The 16,256-nt window shown below is 53.9% G+C and carries 11 protein-coding genes; all 11 read left to right on the top strand.

What is annotated here, in order from left to right:
• Positions 1-110 precede the first annotated feature (110 nt).
• The 11 genes from L1F29_RS34035 (at position 111) to L1F29_RS33985 (ending at position 16,253) form a co-directional block, all read left to right on the top strand.
• The gene (locus L1F29_RS34035) at positions 111-2,147 is read left to right on the top strand and encodes an amidohydrolase family protein (protein ID WP_258386378.1); all 2,037 of its coding nucleotides are present in this window, start codon (positions 111-113) and stop codon (positions 2,145-2,147) included.
• Positions 2,148-2,410: 263 nt separating this feature from the next.
• Positions 2,411-3,313, top strand: a complete 903-nt coding sequence (locus L1F29_RS34030; protein WP_258386377.1) for a DUF2232 domain-containing protein — start codon at positions 2,411-2,413, stop codon at positions 3,311-3,313.
• A 20-nt stretch (positions 3,314-3,333) separates the two neighbouring features.
• A complete protein-coding gene (locus tag L1F29_RS34025) occupies positions 3,334-5,295 on the top strand; it encodes a DHH family phosphoesterase (RefSeq protein WP_258386376.1) in 1,962 nt (653 codons plus the stop codon).
• Entirely contained in the window at positions 5,292-5,735 is a 444-nt protein-coding gene (gene rplI, locus L1F29_RS34020; protein ID WP_258386375.1) for a 50S ribosomal protein L9, read from the top strand. Before L1F29_RS34025 ends, rplI begins: the two co-directional genes overlap by 4 nt.
• Positions 5,736-5,763: 28 nt before the next feature.
• Positions 5,764-7,128: a replicative DNA helicase gene (gene dnaB, locus L1F29_RS34015; RefSeq protein WP_258386374.1), complete on the top strand. Its 1,365-nt coding sequence runs from the start codon at positions 5,764-5,766 to the stop codon at positions 7,126-7,128.
• Positions 7,129-7,296: 168 nt separating this feature from the next.
• The gene (locus L1F29_RS34010) at positions 7,297-8,580 is read left to right on the top strand and encodes an adenylosuccinate synthase (protein WP_258386373.1); all 1,284 of its coding nucleotides are present in this window, start codon (positions 7,297-7,299) and stop codon (positions 8,578-8,580) included.
• Between the two features lie 285 nt (positions 8,581-8,865).
• On the top strand, positions 8,866-9,546 hold the full coding sequence (locus L1F29_RS34005) for a hypothetical protein (protein WP_258386372.1): 681 nt from the start codon (positions 8,866-8,868) through the stop codon (positions 9,544-9,546).
• 727 nt (positions 9,547-10,273) lie between these two features.
• Positions 10,274-11,824 carry a peptidoglycan DD-metalloendopeptidase family protein gene (locus tag L1F29_RS34000; protein ID WP_258386371.1) on the top strand — a complete coding sequence of 517 codons (1,551 nt, stop codon included), beginning with the start codon at positions 10,274-10,276 and terminating at the stop codon, positions 11,822-11,824.
• 315 nt (positions 11,825-12,139) lie between these two features.
• Positions 12,140-12,904 carry a response regulator YycF gene (gene yycF, locus L1F29_RS33995; protein WP_258389902.1) on the top strand — a complete coding sequence of 255 codons (765 nt, stop codon included), beginning with the start codon at positions 12,140-12,142 and terminating at the stop codon, positions 12,902-12,904.
• On the top strand, positions 12,901-14,739 hold the full coding sequence (walK, locus tag L1F29_RS33990) for a cell wall metabolism sensor histidine kinase WalK (RefSeq protein WP_258386370.1): 1,839 nt from the start codon (positions 12,901-12,903) through the stop codon (positions 14,737-14,739). The genes yycF and walK overlap by 4 nt, the downstream gene beginning before the upstream one ends.
• On the top strand, positions 14,736-16,253 hold the full coding sequence (locus L1F29_RS33985; protein WP_258386369.1) for a YycH family regulatory protein: 1,518 nt from the start codon (positions 14,736-14,738) through the stop codon (positions 16,251-16,253). The genes walK and L1F29_RS33985 overlap by 4 nt, the downstream gene beginning before the upstream one ends.
• Positions 16,254-16,256 lie beyond the last annotated feature (3 nt).

Below are 16,256 nucleotides of genomic sequence, written 5' to 3'. Positions count from 1 at the left end.
TAGTAGGATGGAAGGTAACAGTTGAAAATAAGGCGGATAACAGGTTTCGAAGTATGGCCGCCCTCCTGCGAGGGCGGCTCTTTTACGTTTAATGGGCAGGAGGATATTGGATGAGCAGGAATCAACAAGGGAAGCGGGGCGGCAAGGGGCCGCTGCGCGCGTTCATGGCGATTGCCGCCGTTCTCGTCGTCGTTCTGGTAGGGTATTGGGTATACACGACCTTCCAGGACGATAACAAGGTTGGCGAAGGTCCAGGTGTGACGGCTGATGATAAGGGCGGTAAAGGCTCGGGCACTCCGGAAGACAATGGACAAGCCGGGGGCAAGGATGATCATAAGAATGACGGCAAGGGAGACGGGAAGAATCAAGATGATGCTCTTGCTTTGCTGGAGGCGAGCGTAACTGAAGCAGACCTCAATAAAGAATATGATATTGTCATTGCCGGGGGGCGTGTCGTTAACCCGGAAACGAAGCTGGATCACGAAGGTTTGAATGTCGGCATCAGCGGAGGAACGATCGGAGTCGTTACCGCAAAACCGCTCAAAGGAAAGCGGGTTATCGATGCGAAAGGGCAGGTCGTCTCTCCCGGCTTCATCGACAATCTCTCGTATGATCCGAACCCGCTTGGCGTCTGGCAGAAGATTGGCGACGGAGTAACCTCCAATATAGCGATGCACGGAGGCACGTCCACGCCGAAGCAATGGTACAACCATTATGAGCGGGATATGCCGCCGGTTCACTTCGGGGCATCGTTCTTCTACACACAGGCCCGGAATCAATTTAAGCTGGGCCGTTATGACGCCGCTCAGCAAAGCCATATCGATAAGCTGAAGAAGGATGCCGAGAAGGCGTTGAATGACGGGGCGCTGGGCATCTCCTTCAGCCTGGAATATGTGCCGGGCATCTCATCGGAAGAGATCATTCCGCTGATGGAGCTGGCGAAGCAATATAACGTTCCGGTTTACTTCCATGGCCGGTATTCCGACGCTTCGGAGCCCGGTACGGAGATCGAAGGAACGAAGGAACTGATTGAATATGCCGAGAAAACGGGCGCGGCGGTACATATCGACCATATCAATAGTACGGGCGGTACGTTCTCGATGAAGGAAGCCCTTGCCCTGATCGACGAGGCACGAGTGAAGGGCTATGATATTACGGCCTGCACGTATCCTTACGACTATTGGGGTACGTATCTGAATTCAGCCCGTTTCGACGAGGGCTGGCAAGAACGGTTCCGGATCAGTTACAATGACCTGCAAATTGCCGGAACGACCGAACGGCTGACGAAGGAGAGCTTCGCCAAGTATCAGAAGCAGGGCAAGCTGGCTGTCGCTTATGCGATTCCGCCGGAAGCCGTCGTCGATGCTTTCCAGGCGCCTTACGTCATGATCGGCAGCGATGCCATTCTGGAGCCCGGTCATAACAATCATCCGCGCGCATCAGGCACATTCGCGCGCGCAATCGGTTTATACGTCCGGGAGCAGCAGGTCATGTCCCTGATGGACGGGATTGCGAAGCTGAGCCTTATGCCGGCACAGCGGCTGGAGAAGCAGGCGCCGGCGCTGCGTAAGAAGGGCCGCATTGCCAAAGGAATGGACGCGGACATCGTGATTTTCGATTTCGATACCATTCGGGACCGCTCCACGGTAGAGAAGCCGGATCTGATGTCGGAAGGCATCCATTATGTGCTTGTGGCCGGGCAAGTTGCGCTGGATAACGGCAAGCTGAACAAGAAGATCCGACTCGGCGAGCCGCTTCGCAGTCAATTCAAGCGGGTCAGCGCAGAGACTTCAGGCGGAACCCTGCAATGGGGCGGCAAGAGCTACCCTCTTGTAACGTACAACCAGGCAACCTACGTCGATCTTGCCGCAATTGGAGAACAAGGATATGGCCTTACCTGGGATAACGTAGATCATTCGTTTGCCGTGGCCAAGGGCGAATCAAGCAGCAGCGAGGCGGCGGTTAGCCCATCAAATGCGCCGGCATCGGGCGAGCTGATGCTGGAGCGGGATTATCGCGTACAGGCCGGCGATGCAGAAGCCAAGCTGCTATCCATTGGAAATCGTGCCTTCGTGCCGATCTCATTCCTGCAGCAGATGGGCTTGAAGGCCGAGAATGACGGAGATATCTGGACGGTAGAGTCCTAATATGGGGGAGGCGTTTCCGACAAATCGGAAGCGCCTTTCTTGAACTATAAGAGAGTATTGATTCCCCGATATTTTGCTTCTATTTATCTAAAGGAAAGATACTCATTCGCTGCCAACGACAGCATGTGCCGTTTCATCTTGGCAGGCGTGCTCGCTCAGGGCAAGCGGCGGACAATCCCATTCTCTGTTGTTCCGTGTTTTGTGCTATAATGGGGAGTAAAGCTTCATGGAGCAAAACCTTAACTATGCCAGAGGTGAACTGTTTGAAAACCGGCTTGAAATCTGTTCTGTGGAGTGCTGCGGCGCTTCTTCTGCTGCTCATGATCGCCGTGCCGCTGCTTAACGCGCTGGCGGTATCCGTTATGATGATTCCATCCGTCATTCTGTACTCAACGCTGTCCAAACGATCATTTGGCCTCCATATGCTCGTCGTATTCAGCCTTGCCTTTGCAGTTATCGGTCCGGCGGCTCTCATTATAGGCCTGTTCTTTCTAGTACCCGCCATTGTAATGGGGCATATGTACCGCAAGCAGATGCCCGCACGCAAGGTGATTACGGTTACCCTGCTGGTACTGCTTGCACAGCTGCTGCTGGAGATGGTGCTCTTCAATGCGGTGCTGGATATTTCGCTGCTTGACGAAATGAGCAGCATGATCCGCGAGATGACAGACAGCTTGCATGCGCAGGGGCTGCTTCCTGCGGGATGGACGGCAGAAGCGACGGATTTATTTATTCAGACGCTTATCCATTCCATTCCAATGGCGCTAATAACGGTATCGTTCATGTATGCGGTCATTACACATGCAGTAGCCAGACCTATTCTGCGCTCGTCGGGCATGCCTATTCCCGGCTTCCAGAAGGCGAAGGATTGGATGCTGCCGCGCATTTTCGTCATCTATTATTTGATCATTCTTATTGTTGATCTGGCCGTCTCGAAGGAAGGCAGTTCATTCCTGACGGTGGCGCTGCTCAACCTGGTTCCGCTCATGAGGCTTGCTTTCTCGGTCCAGGCGATCGGTTTCTTCTTCTTTATTGCAGATCAACGCCAATGGAACAAGGTGGTTCCCATCCTTCTATCAGTCCTCGTCATCGTGTTCCCGCCGCTGAGCTTAATTGGCGTACTCGATGCCGGTTTTCCGATCCGTAGAGCATTTAAGAAACCTTGACAACAGGGGCGAGTGAAGAGATGCCGAAGTTTTTGGTTAAACGATGGCACGGTATGCACCATCTATGGGCATTCGTGCTCATGATCCTGCTTACCGTCACGGTAGCTTGGTACGAATGGAAGCTAGGGCTTGTCGGTCTTGTGCTGGCGGGTGCCGTAGGCGTGTACTCGGTCTTGGCTGAGCGGGCGTTCAGACGCGACTTGAAAGCTTACTTGGGAACACTGTCCTACCGGGTCAAGAAGGCCGGGAACGAAGTGATTAGCGAGCTGCCTTTCGGCATTATTCTGTACAATGAAGACAAGACGATCGAATGGCATAACTCGTTCGTTACCGATATGCTGGGCCGGGAATCGGTAGTGGGAGAATCCCTTGTCGAGCTGTTTCCCACGCTGTCTCAAGCAAAGGACCGGGAAGGCACCGTAGAAGCGGCCATTAACGGTTCGATCTACGAGCTGCTGTTCCGCTTTGACGAGCGGCTGCTCTATATCCGCGATATTACGCGCCGATGGCATCTGGCAAAGCGTTATGAAGAAGAGAAGCTGGCGCTGGGCATTGTCATGATGGATAATCTGGAAGAAGTGACGCAGGGCATGGACGATCAGCAGCGCAGCTTGCTGCTGTCGAAGGCAACGGCCGAAATCACGGAATGGGCACAGAAGTTTCAGCTATACCTGAAGCGGCTTACCTCGGACCGGTACCTTCTTATTACCGACCAGAAGACGCTTAAGCAGTTGGAGCTGTCACGCTTCGTCATTCTGGACGAAGTGCGCGAGATGACGCTCGAGCAGAAAATTCCGATGACGCTGAGCATTGGCTTCGCAGCCGGTGCAGACAGTATCGTCGAGCTTGGCCAATGGGCGCAAATGAGTCTGGACATCGCCCTCGGAAGAGGCGGAGACCAGGCAGCCGTGAAGAGCGGGCAGAGGCAGTCCTTCTACGGCGGCAAGTCCAATGCGGTGGAGAAGCGGACGCGCGTCCGTGCCCGCGTCGTCGCGCACGCGCTGCGCGACCTCATTAAGGAAAGCGATAACGTGGTGATCATGGGGCACAAAATGCCGGACATGGACGCGATCGGCGCTGCCGTAGGGGTGCTGAAGGCGGCTTCGCAATTCGGCAGGGAAGCCTTCATCGTGCTGGAGGGAATTAACCCGGCGATACAGAAGATGATGGAGATGCTGAAGGAAGAAGAGAAGCTGTTCAAACGGTTCATAACTCCTGATCATGCGCATAGTTTGATAGATAGCGGATCGCTCGTGGTGGTCGTCGACACGCATAAAGCTTCGATGGTGAAGGAGCCCAGACTGCTCGCACTGGCGGAGAAGGTCGTTGTCATCGACCATCACCGTCGCGGCGAAGAGTTTATCAACAATGCGATTCTGGTTTATATGGAGCCGTACGCTTCGTCGACCTGCGAACTGGTTACGGAGCTGCTGCAGTACATTCATGACCGGATCGTGCTCGATGTCAGAGAATCGACCGCGCTGTTAGCCGGGATTACGGTCGATACGAAGAGCTTCTCGCTCCGGACGGGCTCGCGCACGTTCGAAGCGGCATCGTTCCTGAGACGGAACGGTGCGGACTCGACAATGATTCAGCGGATGCTGAAAGAGGATTTGGCGGAGTACATCAAGAAGGCGGAGATGATCCGCCATGCTGAAATCGTCTATGAGCATATTGCAATTGCCGTGACGGAGTCTGGGCGGCAGTATTCGCAGCTGCTTATCGCACAGTCAGCCGATACGCTGCTCAACATGACGGATGTGTTAGCTTCCTTCGTCATTGGAGAGCGCTCGGATGGGCTGATCGGCATCAGCGCGCGTTCGCTGGGCCATATGAATGTTCAGGTTGTAATGGAACGCATGGGCGGCGGCGGTCACTTGACGAATGCAGCCGCCCAGCAGGAAGGCACAGTAGCGGAGGTTGCGCAGCGCCTCAAGCAGGTGCTGCACGATATTGAAACGGAAGAGGGGTTATTCGAATGAAAGTAATCTTTTTGCAGGATGTTAAAGGGCAAGGGAAAAAGGGCGATGTGAAGGAAATGTCCGAAGGGTATGTGCGCAATTTCTTGCTTCCCAAAGGTTTGGTCAAACCGGCATCGGAAGGCAATATAAAGACGCTGGAAGTTCAGAATGCCGCCGAACAGAAGCGTAAGGACAAGGAAAGAGAAGATGCCAAGGCGCTGGCGGCCAAGCTGGAAGCGGCAACGGTCATCGTGAAGACGAAGGCCGGCGAAGGCGGCCGCTTGTTCGGCTCCATTACAAGCAAACAAATCGCGGAGTCGCTCGAGAAGATGGGCTATCGCGTCGATAAACGGAAGATCGAACTGGATGAGCCTATTCGCGCGTTAGGCGTGACGCATGTGCCGGTGAAGCTTCATCCTGAAGTGAAAGCCAAACTGAACGTGCAGACGGTGGAGGAGTAATAAAAGGTAAAGGAGATCGCAGAGCGTAATGACTAATGAGCAACTGATGTTTGACCGTGTGCCACCTCAGAATACCGAGGCCGAACAGGCGGTGCTCGGCGCCGTTCTTATACAGACGGAGTCGCTTGTCACGGCGATGGAACGGCTGCGCAGCGAAGACTTCTACACGCCGTCGCACCAGTTGATCTTTGAGGCGATGATCGAGCTGGGCGAAGCGAACCAGCCGATTGATCTCGTCACGCTTACGTCTTATCTGCAGGATCGGCAGCAGCTGGAAGAAATCGGCGGGGTCAGCTATCTTGCGAAGCTGGCGAATTCGGTACCGACAGCCGCGAACGTGGATTACTATGCTCAGCTCGTGGAAGAGAAATCGATATTACGGCGTCTTATTCGAACGGCGAACCAAATCGTCTCGAATGGTTATGCGGCAGCCGATGATATTGGATTGATGTTGAATGAAGCGGAGCAGCGCATACTCGAAATTTCCAACCGACGTGCCAGCGGCGGATTCATCTCCATACGCGACGTCCTGATGGAAGTATTCGAGAAGGTGGAACACCTCTACACGAATAAGGGCGGAACGACAGGCATACCGTCAGGTTTCTCGGATCTGGACAAGATGACCGCCGGTTTCCAGCGAAACGACCTTATCATCGTTGCGGCACGGCCTTCCGTCGGCAAGACGGCATTCGCGCTCAACATCGCGCAGAATGTAGGCGTTCGATCGAAGGAAACGGTCGCGATCTTCTCGCTCGAGATGTCGGCCGCCCAACTGGTTCAGCGGATGATCTGCGCGGAATCGAATGTTGACGCGGGACGGATGCGGACAGGGTATTTAGAAGGCGATGATTGGGAGAAACTAACGATGGCGATCGGTTCGCTGTCGGAGGCGCAAATCTATATTGATGATACGCCGGGCATTACCGTTGCGGATATCCGGGCGAAGTGCCGGCGCCTGAAGAAAGAGCGCGGACTTGGCATGATCCTGATCGACTACCTGCAGCTTATCCAGGGTCGCGGCAAGGCGGGCGAGAACCGACAGCAGGAGGTCTCCGAGATTTCCCGTACGCTCAAGCAGATCGCGCGGGAGCTGGAAGTGCCGGTTATCGCGCTGTCGCAGCTCAGCCGTGGCGTCGAGCAGCGGCAGGATAAGCGGCCGATGATGTCCGACCTTCGTGAATCCGGCTCGATCGAGCAGGATGCCGATATCGTCGCGTTCCTCTACCGGGATGATTACTATAACCAGGATACCGAAAAGAAGAATATTATCGAGATCATCATTGCCAAGCAGCGTAACGGTCCGGTCGGGACGGTCGAGCTCGTCTTCCTGAAGAGCTTTAACAAATTTGTGGGACTCGATCGTTCGCATCAAGAGCCGGGACAGGCCTCATAATTACACATTGACACATCATAAGAACAATTCCGAACAATTGTATGGGCAACTGTGCAATTGTTCGTTTTTTTAATTGACTTTGCCCGCTTACACTGCTAAACTAATACTGCTGTCTTATGAATGACGGTAAATTTCGGTGTGTGCGAATCATCGAGTGGGGGTATGTGCATGTCAACGGTAGTTGTAGTCGGAACGCAATGGGGAGACGAAGGTAAAGGAAAAATTACCGACTTTCTGGCGGAAGGCGCAGACGTCGTTGCCCGTTATCAGGGGGGAAATAACGCCGGCCACACGATTTTGATCGGCAACAAGAAGTATAAGCTAACTATGATTCCTTCGGGCATTTTTAACCAAAATAAAGTATGCGTCATCGGTAACGGGATGGTTATTAATCCATCGGCCCTTATTGACGAAATCAACTATATACATGAGAACGATTTTTCTACGGAAAACTTGAAAATTAGCGACCGCGCCCACGTTATTATGCCTTACCATCTTGTTATGGACGGTCTTGAAGAAGAGCGCAAGGGCGATAACAAGATCGGTACGACACGCAAAGGGATCGGTCCATGCTACATGGACAAAGCGGCGCGTAACGGAATTCGTATCGCGGATCTGATGGACGCCGAGGAGTTCGAACCGAAGGTTCGCCGTCTGGTTGCGGAGAAGAACCAAGTGATCCAGCAGGTATACGGCGGCGAGCCGCTCGACGCAGATGCGATCATTACGGAATACTTAGGCTTTGCCGAGACGCTTCGCCCTTATGTGACCGACACGTCCGTCGTATTGAATGACGCGATCGATGCCGGCCAGAAAATTTTGTTCGAAGGCGCGCAAGGCGTTATGCTCGACATCGACCAAGGGACGTATCCATTCGTAACGTCGTCCAACCCGACTGCAGGCGGCGTCTGCATCGGCTCTGGCGTAGGCCCGTCGAAGATCGAGCAAGTCATCGGCGTTGCCAAAGCGTACACGACCCGTGTCGGAGACGGTCCATTCCCGACGGAGCTGAACAATGAAACCGGCGATTGGATTCGCGAGAAGGGCCATGAATACGGCACCGTAACCGGCCGTCCGCGCCGTGTAGGCTGGTTCGACAGCGTTGTTGTCCGCCATGCCCGCCGCGTTAGCGGAATTACGGGACTGTCGCTGAACTCGCTTGACGTATTGACGGGACTCGAGACGGTCAAGATTTGTACCGGCTATAAGTATCGCGGCGAAGTGATCGAGTACTATCCGGCCAGCTTGAAGATGCTGGCAGAGTGCGAAGCCGTCTACGAAGAAATGCCCGGCTGGAGCGAAGATATCACAAGCGTGAAGACGCTGGAAGACCTGCCGGCAACGACCCGCCGTTATGTAGAGCGGGTATCGGAGCTGACGGGAATCCCGATCGCGATCTTCTCGGTAGGACGTAATCGCGAACAGACGAACCCGGTCGTTAAGATTTATTAAGAAGATAACTAACACGATAGCCTGACCATCCGAAGCGGCGCGCTCCTGCGCTCATCGGTTGGTCAGGCTTTTTTTTGTCGAAATGAATCGCCAATAACGTTCTGCCTGCACAGCGGGTAGGGTTCAAACCAAGAGATAGATCCTCGCAGCGGCCATTTATACAGTCATAATTTACGTGAAATTTGTTAAGAGAGTGATGCCAAAGAGAATGATAGCCTTGTTACCTGCCCATACTGGATGATAGGACCTTCTAAGAGAGAAGCTGTTGGGAAAGGAATGAGGCAAATGTGGAAATGGACGGGATGGTTTGCAAAGACGGTCGCGGCGGGGCTTATCATTAGTTTCTTGTCGATCTGGACGACCGGCTATATCGTAAACAGTTATGTGGAGACGCTGTTGAAGCAGTTTAAGCTGCCGCTCGATCAGAAGCCCTTTGCATTAGATGGCGTATGGGGCTCGTTATGGGGCGCCGATCCGGTATTGAAATCCGATGTGCAGGGTACGGCGTCAACCGATGATGCCAAGAGTAAGGATGATAACAAGAAGGAAGAAGAGACCGACCGGGAGGAAGCGGGCACGCAAGGCGGCGAAGAAGAGAAAACGCCCGCGGCCGATGCTTCAGGAGATTTGCCGCCAGGATCGATCACCGACATCGGAGGCGGGAGCGGCACGAAGGCTGGTGGGAGCGCCTCATCGAAGGAGGATATGGGGGAAGCCGAGAAAGAGGGCATTGCCATGACGGAGGATCAGTTAAGCGATGCGAAGAATCGTATGAGTGCTGCCGATAAGGAAAGTCTGTTCGAAGTCATGATGACCAAATTGCCGCAGGAAGCATGGCAGCAAATCTCCACCTGGATGGAAGATGGAATTACAGCGAGTGAAATGACTGACATTCAACAGCTTGTCGCCCAGCATCTGAGCCGAGAAGAATATGATAAAATGATGGAAATTTTGAAGAAATATTAGTCATTACGCGTGATTGCTGGAGGATGATTACTTTCATTACGAGTTATCAATATTTACACTACACGATAAAGATTGAACGAAGAAAGGTAGAACGAATAGAGCAGGAAGAATAGTAGTGGAGTAACCTCTGCGGGCGTCCTTGTATGCGCCTTGGGGAGGCCCTCATGACGGTACGGCCAATTACGGGAGCGGCAATTACTGGGTGCTTGATTCGTTAAGTTACGGTTCGCATACGATGTCATTTACGAACAGCAGCACCAGGTCGTTGGACGTAGGATTACTGGGAATGGCGGAACACTATACTCCGGAAAGATAGGAGGAGGGACCTATTCGATTCCGCTCAATATTAGTTCTTTCTCCGGATCGGTACCGGTCTCTATGATGGTCTTCAATGGCGATTCGGACGGCAGCTTCGCTTCGGCCAGTTATTCGTTCATGTATTACTGACGGGCATTGTTGCTTCAAATTGCAGGGCAGTTCGGACAGGCGGGCGTATTATGCCCGTTTGTTCTGCTCTGTCTTTTTCGTTATTCATCCGCACCTGCACGGATCCATGAATTGCACATTCATTAGAAAATTATGAAGAAATATTAATCTAGGGGAAAGGCGGATTTGTTTGATCGGGCTTGTCGCGTTATGTTAAAGTAATAACCGGGACTTACGATGTAGAAATTTATATGTCGAATACGTATGAATGAATGGTGCTAAACGCGAAAAGGAGACGATCATGACCGTTTTTAAGGACAAGGATCGGATCCGGAAGGTGTGGAGCTCAATACGGCCAACCTTTCGGCGCGACCGATCGCAGCTAGAGAGCATGACTCATGATGTTTCATTCTCCCGAATGAAACGAAGAAAGTCTATTGTCTTAGCCGGCGCAGCAATTGCAGTTCTCATTCTTGCCGGTTTTGGCGGAAGCCAGTATGTAAAAGCGAACACAGTCGATTACTACCACCTATATATGAACGGCAATTTAGTCGGCGAGGTACATTCGTCGGATCAGGTCCAGCAGCTGATTAGCCACAAGCAGCAAGAAGTAAGCGACGCCAATCCCGATGTGAATATGGTTCTTAAGACAGGTAATCTTACATATGAACCTAAGAGCGCTTACAAAGCGAAACCGGACAGCGAAGCGACGTTGAAGAAGCTGGAAACCATGTTTACGGCGCAGGCCCAAGGCGTCGAGCTTCAGGTCGACGGTGAAGTAGTCGGTATCGTTAAGGATCAGGCCACGGCGGATAAGATTCTGAGCCGTGTCAAAACCCGCTACGCGCCAGAGCAGCCTGCAGCGAAGAATAAAGCCTTGGAAGTATCGGCGCTCGCGTACTCGGCGAACAAGGCGCAGGAGCCTGCGAAGACACAGGCGGCTGCGAAGCCTTCGTCATCGATGAAATCCGTTGAGATCGTCGAGGAGGTCACAACCAGCCCGGCAGAAGTTAAGCCGGAGCAGATTGCCGATCCGCAGGAGATGTATCTCAAGCTCGTCAAGGGGAGCGTTAAGCCGACCAAATATACGGTGCAGGCAGGCGATTGCATCGGGTGCATCGCACAGAAATTCGATATCTCTCCCCAAGTCATCTATGAGAACAACAATTGGATCAAGGATGATGAGATCAAGGTCGGCGATGTGCTCGACTTAACCGTTCTGCAGCCTGAGGTTACCGTAGAAACGGTCGAGCATGTTACCGAAATGGAGCAAATCGAGCCGATCACCGTCATACAGAAGAACAGCAACATGCGTGCCGGCGAATCGAAGACGATTCGGAACGGCAAGAGCGGCAAGAAGAAAGTCGTCTATAAGCTCGTGAAGCAGAATGGGTATCTGATGAGCGAAGAGCTCTTAGGCGAACAAGTGTTGGAGCCCTCCGTCCCCGCAATCGTGATGAAAGGGACGAAGGTCATTCTCGGCGAAGGATCTGGCCGGTTCGCTTGGCCGGTATCGGGCGCCAAGCTCACGAGCAGCTTCGGCAAACGTTGGGGGCGTCAGCACAAAGGCATCGATATGGTCGGCAGCTCAAGCATCCTGGCAGCCGATAACGGCGTTGTCGAGTTCGCCGGCGATAAGAACGGCTTGGGCCGCGCAGTAATTATTAACCATAAAAACGGATATAAAACCGTTTATGGCCATATGAGCAAGCTTTCCGTCAAGAGTGGGCAAACGGTGGAGAAGGGCGATAAGATCGGTGTAATGGGGAACACGGGTCATTCGTTCGGAACGCACCTGCACTTTGAAATTCATAAGAACGGGAAGGTTCAAAACCCGATTAAGTATTTATAAAATCAACCGGTAAGCACCGTCAGTCGACTAAGTCGCTGGCGGTGCTTTTGCTTTTTTCACAAGGGTACATTCCATATAATGTGTAAGATATTTGTAATACATTGACATCTGCGTGAGAGGCGATGAAACCGCATATGGCCAGCGGCTTCCGCTATCCGAAACATCGTTCTTGATGAGGGAACTTTCATTGGGACATCGGCCCTAATTATGATAGAATAAAGTAAGGTATGGCATTGTGATTTTTGAGCCGATTCAAGGGCTTTGCATAGATGATGTGCCTGGCCATATGGAGCAAGACGATGGGCGGTGACGAAGGTGTACGGGAAAATATTAGTCGTTGACGATGAACAGCCGATTGCGGACATTCTAAAGTTTAATTTGGAGAAGGAAGGCTATCAGGTGATCTGCGCTTTCGACGGCGGAGAAGCGGTCCGTCTTGCATTCGAAGAGCAGCCTGACCTCATCCTTCTTGATTTGATGCTGCCCGTGAAGGACGGCATGGACGTATGCCGCGAGGTTCGCTCACGTCTGCAGACGCCGATTATTATGCTGACGGCCAAAGACACCGAGCTCGATAAGGTGCTTGGGCTGGAGCTTGGCGCCGATGATTATGTGACGAAACCGTTCAGCACGCGCGAGCTGCTGGCCCGCGTGAAGGCTCACTTGCGCCGGCAGAAGACGGAAGCGGCGGCGACCGCAGGCGCGGTTAACGGGTCAGCCGGCTCCGGATCGGGCGCTGCGCAGCAGGATATGCAGGGGCTGCGCCTGTTCAATCTCTTCATCGATACGGATATGTACGTGGTGTACAAGGACAATGAACCGCTGGATTTAACGCATCGCGAGTATGAGCTTGTATACTACCTGGCCCGCAATTCCGGCAAGGTGATGACGCGGGAGCATTTGCTTCAAGCGGTATGGGGGTTTGAATATTTCGGCGATGTGCGGACGGTGGACGTGACGATCCGCAGGCTTCGGGAGAAGATTGAGGATGACCCAAGCCGGCCGGAATATATTCTGACGCGCAGAGGCCTCGGGTATATGATGCGCAATCCGAAATCGGGCGGCTTCGGCTCCGGATGAACGGCGGGATTCGGTTCTTCCGTACCATTCAGGTCAAGCTGATCGTTATTTATGTGCTGCTCATCCTGTTTGCGATGCAGCTCATTGGCGTTTATTTTATCAGCACGATGAAGACGTCGCTCACGTCGACGTTCTCAACGAACATGAACAATCAAGCGGATGTACTCGCCCGATTGGCCGCCGAGACGCTGAACAGCAAGCCGGACAAGCCGGCTGCGGACGGACGGACGACGGAAGAATACTTAGGCTCCCTGGTGCGAGACTTGTTCAGCATCAATGAAGCGGAGATCCAGCTGCTTGACGCAAGCGGGCGGATCCTCGCCACCTCACTCTCCAGTCCTCAGGATTATATCGGCAAGAAGAACACTTCATTAGCCGTCAGCCGCGCGCTTCAAGGCATCCGCGACAACGAGGAAGACATCATTGACGAAGACAATGTCCGCAAGAAAATTATCGCCAAGCCCGTCATGTACGGCACGAAGACCGTAGGGGCGGTCTATTTGGTCGCTTCGATGAAGGAGCTCTATCAGACGGTGAACGGGATCAATCAGATCTTTGTTTCGGGCATGCTGATCGCTCTCGGCTTGACTGGGTTGCTTGGCATTCTGCTGGCACACACCATTACGAATCCGATCAAGGGGCTAACTCGCCAGGCGGCGGCGGTTGCAGAAGGACGGTTCGACCAGAAGGTGCCGGTGCTCGGGAATGATGAGATCGGCCGGCTCAGCGAAGTGTTCAACGATATGACCTCGCGTCTGCGCGATGCATTGTCGATGAACGAGGAGGAGAAGGAGAAGCTGGCCTCGATTCTGGCGAATATGAGCGATGGCGTCGTCGCCGCTGATGAGCGCGGAGTCGTCATGATTACGAACCGGCGAGCCAAAGAGATGCTGCGCGAGGAAACGTGCGAAGGCTGCCAGCTGGCGGACTTGTTCGGGATGGATGAGACGCAGATGGCCAATCTCATGAGCGGGCGCGAGTCCGCTGCGGTCATCCCGCATGTCAGCGGGGGCGGCGATGAGGACGAGATGATGATGCGGGTCACCCTAACGCCGATTCACCGGAGAGATAAAGGAATCTCCGGGACGATTGCGGTGCTGCAGGATGTGACGGAGCAGGAGCGGCTCGAACAATCCCGCCGAGAGTTCGTCGCGAACGTATCGCATGAGCTGCGTACGCCTCTGACGACGATCAAGAGCTACGCCGAGGCGCTCGATGACGGCGCTCTGAACGAGCCGGAGCTGGGCCAGCGTTTCGTTGGCGTCATCCGTAACGAGACGGAACGGATGATCCGCCTCGTTACCGATCTGCTGCATCTGTCGAGGCTCGATTCCAATCAGGCGCCGCTTAGACGGCAGGCCACCAGTGTGCCGGATATGCTGGAGGAGGTCGCGGACCGCTTCTCCTTCCAGATGCGCAAGAAACAAATCCGGGCGGCGGTTCGTGTCGAGAATGGGATTAAGTCCGTATGGCTGGATCGCGATCAGATTGATCAGGTTCTGGATAATTTGGTGTCGAATGCGATCAAATACACCTTGGATGGCGGCCGCATCGAAATTACGGCGCACAAGCCGGATTCGACATCGATCGCGATCAGCGTGAAGGATACGGGAATCGGCATCCCCAGGAAGGATCTGAGCCGTATATTCGATCGCTTCTACCGGGTCGATAAAGCGCGGTCCCGCAACATGGGCGGCACAGGGCTCGGACTGTCCATTGCCCGGGAAATTGTGAAGGCGCATGGCGGAACGGTTACGCTGGATTCCGAGCTCAATGAGGGTACGACCGTAACGGTCATACTGCCTCTGGTGCAGGATGGAGGCGGTCTGTCATGAAGGAGAAGTCGAAGACATGGTTGCTCGCCGGGCTTGTACTGCTCAGCCTGATGCAGAGCTATCTGCTTGCATACAGCATGCCGGGTATTGGCGCAACCTTTACCCCCCGCCAGGACTACATTAAGACGGAGCCGATGGGCACCGAGGAACAGGTTCAGAACGTTATTTTTCCCGAGGATATGGTGCTGCACTTCGGCAACGACAAGCACACGGTGCTGTATCCCGGCATGAATTTCTACAACCTGATCTATGACAGGATGCAGGGACGGGAGTTCAAAGGCTTCCAGAGCAACAAAATCTATGTGGTGGATTGGGATACGGTACGCGAGCGGGACATCGGTGTCGAGCTCCGGTTCGGAGGAGGCGTGCCCGTCGAGCTGCTGGGCGAATCGTTCAAGCTGGATGGCGACCTGACATTCCTGAATGATGTCATCAACCGGATCTGGATCTACAAGAATAATGACCGCGAAGAAGTCCGCACGTACTTCTTCAGCGCGGACGGCACGACCGTGTACGAATCGGTACGCGCCGATCTGACAGTGAATGATGTGCAGAATTATGTCGGTTTCGGCGAGTATTCGACTCCGTATCGATTTGTCGAAGACGAACTGTATATTCCGACAGAGCCGCTCCAAGCGGTCGAATCCGTAGTAGGGTACGAGACCTATACGCCGGAGCAGATGCAGCGGAATTTGTTCTTGGACCCGAGCGAAACGAGAACGATTAACGACCGGAACGGTTCGCAAATTTATACGGACGGTAAGCGCGGCCTTCAGGTTGAGCTGGACGGCAAGTGGATCAGCTATACGGATCCGGTGGCCGGACAGGGCAATGGCAATAATTTGAGCGCCAACGTGTACGCCTCCATACAGTTCATCAATCAGCATGGCGGATGGGACGGCATGCATCGTTACCTGCAGCCGATCCATCGGGAGGAAGGACAGGCCGGCCATTCGATCCGATATCAGCAGTATTACGGTTCCTATCCGGTCATTCCGGCCAAACCGTTCCTGTTCGGGCATATGCAGCTGCGGCTGCAGCAGGGCGTAGTATCCGAATACGAGCGTTCCCTTATTACGCTGAAAGAGAAGGCCGATTCCAAGGAGGTACGCTGGCTGCCGGGCGGAGATTCGCTCGGCAAGACGCTGAGCGGCTATGCGCGCAGAAGCGAGGTTGTGGCCGTCTACCCGGCGGCGCTCGTCTCGCAGCTGAAGGATTCGAAGCTGCGGTTCAAGCCGGTCTGGGCCGTCCGTTTGACGGATGGCTCGCAGGATGTGCTGATGCCGGCACTGCCGGATACCTACGATCCGCTTCCGAAGGACTCGGGCGTCACACCGGGTAACACTGGAGGCGGGGCTGCAGGTAAGGGCGGTACAAATACGGACAGCAAGGCATCAAACGGTAAAACAGGCGATACAGGCAGCGCGGCGGACAAAGCCGGTCACTCTGTGAAAGCGGGCGGATTCATCGCTGCCGGGTCGCAAGCCGGATCGAACACGGACGTGCGGAGGTGACGG

The organism is Paenibacillus spongiae (genome assembly GCF_024734895.1).
In the GTDB taxonomy this organism is placed as follows: domain Bacteria; phylum Bacillota; class Bacilli; order Paenibacillales; family Paenibacillaceae; genus Paenibacillus_Z; species Paenibacillus_Z spongiae.
This window is presented reverse-complemented; position numbering and strand designations above follow the sequence as displayed.